4 protein-coding genes are annotated in these 3,945 nt (G+C 73.6%); 3 read left to right on the forward strand and 1 reads right to left on the reverse strand.

All coding sequences use genetic code 11. The annotated features are described in order from the left end of the window. Nucleotides 1-171: 171 nt before the first annotated feature. The gene (locus ABZ646_RS42235) at nt 172-594 is read right to left on the reverse strand and encodes a subtilase-type protease inhibitor (RefSeq protein WP_360531794.1); all 423 of its coding nucleotides are present in this window, start codon (nt 592-594) and stop codon (nt 172-174) included. A gap of 323 nt (nt 595-917) precedes the next feature. On the opposite strand from ABZ646_RS42235, the gene ABZ646_RS42240 reads away from it, so the two are divergent. From ABZ646_RS42240 to ABZ646_RS42250, 3 genes are all read left to right on the forward strand, one after another. Beyond that, nucleotides 918-1,448 carry a hypothetical protein gene (locus ABZ646_RS42240; protein ID WP_360531797.1) on the forward strand — a complete coding sequence of 177 codons (531 nt, stop codon included), beginning with the start codon at nt 918-920 and terminating at the stop codon, nt 1,446-1,448. 79 nt (nt 1,449-1,527) lie between these two features. Further along, a complete protein-coding gene (locus ABZ646_RS42245) occupies nt 1,528-2,697 on the forward strand; it encodes an alpha-hydroxy-acid oxidizing protein (protein ID WP_360531800.1) in 1,170 nt (389 codons plus the stop codon). Then, complete coding sequence (locus tag ABZ646_RS42250; RefSeq protein WP_360531803.1) at nt 2,694-3,671, forward strand: NAD(P)-dependent oxidoreductase; 978 nt, start codon at nt 2,694-2,696, stop codon at nt 3,669-3,671. The genes ABZ646_RS42245 and ABZ646_RS42250 overlap by 4 nt, the downstream gene beginning before the upstream one ends. Nucleotides 3,672-3,945 lie beyond the last annotated feature (274 nt).

A 3,945-nucleotide genomic window follows, 5' to 3' on the forward strand; every position in this document is an offset into this window, starting at 1 on the left:
GGATCTCCCCGGGACGGGAGCGCCGGGGAGCGGCGGTGGTGCCGGAGGCGGCGGGCGGCCCCACTCCGCCCTCCCGCCCCCGGTGCGGGATCGCAGGTTCCCCGCTCCAGAGGCCGCACTCCCCAGTTACGGACCTGTTCGGCAGGCACGAGCACCGTGCGATCCCGGGTCTCAGAACGCGAAGACGCTCGCTCCGTAGGCGTCCCGCATGCAGGCGTTGCCGAAGGTGCGCTCGTAGGAGACGCGCTTGCCCTGCCAGACGCCCTCGACCGTGACCACGACGGGGTCGTAGAGCTTGGTGCACCACACGTCGCTTCTGGCCGTGAGGGCGTCGAAGTCGCCGCCGACGCCGCGCAGTTCGGCACAGGCCTGGGCGGCGGCCGGGTGGGTGCCGGAGGCGGCCGGCGCGCAGGTGAGGGTCACCGCGCGCTCGGGCGTGGCGGTGGCCGCGTCGCTGCCGTGGCCGGTGGTGAGCACCAGGGCCGAGGGGGCGTAGAGCGAGCTCGGGGCGGCGACGGCGGCCCCGGTCAGGGGTCCGCAGACGGCGGCGGCCGTGAGGCCGAGGGTCGCTGCCCAGCGCGCGGTGGTTCGCATTGTGTGCATCCTTCCGCTTGATTCGACGGGTGCCGCCCTCGGCCCGGTGGGTGCCGGGGCGGCGGGCGCCACTCTGCCGACTCCGCCGTCGAAACACACATCGAACCCACAGGTTTGAGTAACCTTGCGTATTGAATCAGTGGCGCGAAGTCACGGAAATCGAACGCGTCGACCGCTCAACGGAGCGGTTCTTGATCGCTCGAAGCGGCCGGATGGCCGGATCCCCTCGCTTTGTTAATCGTCCGGAAACATTCCGCTTCCGCTCTCGGCGCACTCCACGGCAAGCCCTTGCCTTTGCGTCGCAACGGAGTAATCGTCATTACATGATTACTCAAGAGCAACGAGACAAGCTGCGCGGCTGGTTCACCGGCCGGTTGCCCGAGGGCCTCTTCGAGGAACTGGTGGAGGTGACGGCCGACCGCGAGGAGGTCACCGTCGTCGGGCGCATCCCCGGGCCCGAGGTGGCCGAGGGCGCGTCGGACGCCGAGCGGACGGCCGCCGTCCAGGGCCGGATCCAGGAGTTCCGGGAGCGCACCCGGGAGAGCCGGATGGCGCTGGCCCGGGAGGCGGAGCACCGCTTCGGGCACAAGGTGTCCTGGGGGGTGGAGTGTGCCGGGCAGCGGGCGCTGTTCACCCATGTGGCCGCGCCGGTGATGACCCGGCTGCGGCAGCCGGAGCGGCAGGTGCTGGACACCCTGATCGCCGGCGGTGTGGCGCGCAGCCGCAGCGAGGCGCTGGCCTGGTGCGTGCGGCTGGTCCAGAAGCACACCGACGACTGGCTGACCGAACTGCGCGAGTCACTGGAGCACGTCGAGCGGGTCCGGGCCCAGGGACCGGACGCCGAGCAGGACTGAGGCCGCCCTACGGCCCCGCGCATACCGGCGAGTATGGTCGCCACGGCGCGTACTCGACGTGGAGAGGCGGGACGTACGGATGGCGAAGCACTGGGCGGATTTCCAGTACGAGATCTATCTCAACGGGATGACGGGGGTGGTCCCGCGGCTGCCCACCGACCTGACCCGCCTGGAGGAGCTGACCGAGCGGCGGCTCGGGCCCGGCCCGGTCGGCTACGTGGCGGGCGGCGCGGGCGACGGTTCCACGCTGCGCGCCAACCGGGCCGCCCTGGCGCGGCGCCGCATCGTGCCGCGGATGCTGCGGGACGTCGGTGCGCGGGACCTCGCGGTGGAGGTGCTGGGCCGCCCGCTGCCGGCCCCGCTGGCCCTGGCGCCCGTCGGCGTGCTGTCGATCATGCATCCGGACGCCGAGCCGGCCGCCGCCCGGGCCGCCGCCGCGCAGGGCGTGCCCTTCATCCTGTCCTCGGCCTCCAGTACGCCGATGGAGCAGGTGGCGGAGGCGATGGGGGACGCCGAGCGGTGGTTCCAGCTGTACTGGGGCAGGGACCGCGAGGTGACGAAGAGCTTCCTCGCGCGGGCGCGGGCCGCCGGGTTCTCGGTGCTGGTCGTCACGCTCGACACGCCGTTGCTGTCCTGGCGCCCGCGCGATCTCGACCAGGCGTACCTGCCGTTCCTGCACGGGGTGGGCACCGCCAACTACTTCACCGACCCGGCGTTCCTGGCGGGGCTCGGCAAGCCGGTGCACGAGGACCCGAACGCGGCCGTGCTGCACTTCCTCGGCCTGTTCGGCGACCCGGGCCACACCTGGCCCGACCTCGCCTTCCTACGGGAGCACTGGGAAGGGCCGATCGTCCTCAAGGGCGTGCTGCACCCGGACGACGCCCGGCTGGCCGCCGACGCCGGGATGGACGGGGTGGTGGTCTCCAACCACGGCGGCCGTCAGGTGGCCGGCTCGGTGGCCGCGGCCGACGCGCTGCCGCGGGTCGCCGAGGCGGTGGGCGACCGGCTGGCCGTGCTCTTCGACAGCGGGGTGCGCACCGGGGACGACGTGTACAAGGCGCTCGCGCTCGGCGCCCGGGCGGTGCTGCTCGGACGGCCCTACGTCTACGGTCTGGGCCTCGACGGACAGGCCGGCGTGGACCACGTGATCCGTTCGCTGCTCGCGGAGTTCGACCTCACCCTCGCGCTGTCCGGACACTCCACCCCCGCCTCGATCAGCGCGGCCGACCTGGTCGAGGCGTCCGCGTGAGCGCCTCCGGGAACGTCCTCGCCGTCATACCGCCGCACGTCGGCGGCCGTACGGCGGGCGCCGGGATGGCGGCCCTCCTCCCCGCCGACGCCCATGTCACCGTCGTGGAGTCGGCCGACGAGGATCCGGCGGCGCTGCGCACGGCGCAGGTCCTGATCACCGCGCTCGCCCCGGTGACCGCCGAACACCTCCGCGCGGCGCCGGCGTTGGAGCTGGTGCAGTGTGCGAGCCACGGTTTCGACTACGTGGACACGGTCACGGCGCGCGGGAACGGGGTGTCGGTGTGCACGATCGGGTCCAGCGGCGCCGAGGCGCAGAACGTGGCCGAGCAGACCTTCGCGCTGATGCTGGCCCTTGCCAAGCAACTGATACCCGCGCACCAGGCGTTGACCGAGGGTGACTGGGCGCTCCCCCGGCTCCAGCGGTCGCTCACGGAACTGTCCGGCAAGACACTGGGCGTCGTGGGGCTCGGCCGGATCGGGCAGCAGGTCGCCCGGCGGGCCGCGGCGTTCGACATGACGGTCCTGTACACGCAGCGCCACCGGGCGTCCGCGGAGACCGAGGCACGGTACGGCGACGCGCGCCACGTCCCGCTGGAGGAACTGCTGTCCGCCGCGGACTACGTGACCCTGCACTGTCCGCTCACCGAGGGGACCCGGCACCTGCTGGACGGGCGGCGTCTCGCGCTGCTGAGGCCGACGGCGTTCGTGGTCAACACGGCCCGGGGTGCGCTGATCGACCAGGAGGCGCTCGCCGACGCGCTGGAGAAGGGCGCCCTGGCCGGGGCGGGTCTGGACGTCTTCGACCCCGAACCGCCCACGCCCGCACTGCGGTTGCTGCGCGCCCCCAACGTGGTGCTGTCACCGCACGTCGGAGGCGTCACCCGGGAGACGCTGATCCGGATCGCGCTGGCCGCCGTGCAGAACGTGCTGGGCTTCCTGGCCGGGGAGGCACCCCGGGACGTCGTGAACTGACCGGGCGGGCCGCGTCCGGCCGGGGCGCGGCCCGCGACCACGGTGACGCGGACGTCCGCCGTCGCGCCGACGGCCGCTGCCCCGGCAGGCGACGTCGCTCCGTTGCCGCGACGGCCGGGTCCTGGGGGCCCGGCACGGCGAGAGCACGCACCTGACGCCGCGCGGCCCGCCCTCCTGGCGGACGCCGGGCAGGGCGTGGTGGAGCTGGCCTACCGGCACGTCGTGGGGGACTTCCAGGGGGCGCTGCGGGAACGCGAACGGTTGCGGCCGCGGA

Source organism: Streptomyces sp. NPDC007162 (genome assembly GCF_040634175.1).
GTDB lineage: Bacteria > Actinomycetota > Actinomycetes > Streptomycetales > Streptomycetaceae > Streptomyces.

Excerpts from the sequence above, each read along its gene's own strand:
- ABZ646_RS42235 (WP_360531794.1), bottom strand. The coding sequence starts at position 594 with ATGCGAACCACCGCGCGCTGGGCAGCGACCCTCGGCCTCACGGCCGCC.
- ABZ646_RS42245 (WP_360531800.1), top strand. The coding sequence starts at position 1,528 with ATGGCGAAGCACTGGGCGGATTTCCAGTACGAGATCTATCTCAACGGG.
- ABZ646_RS42240 (WP_360531797.1), top strand. The coding sequence starts at position 918 with ATGATTACTCAAGAGCAACGAGACAAGCTGCGCGGCTGGTTCACCGGC.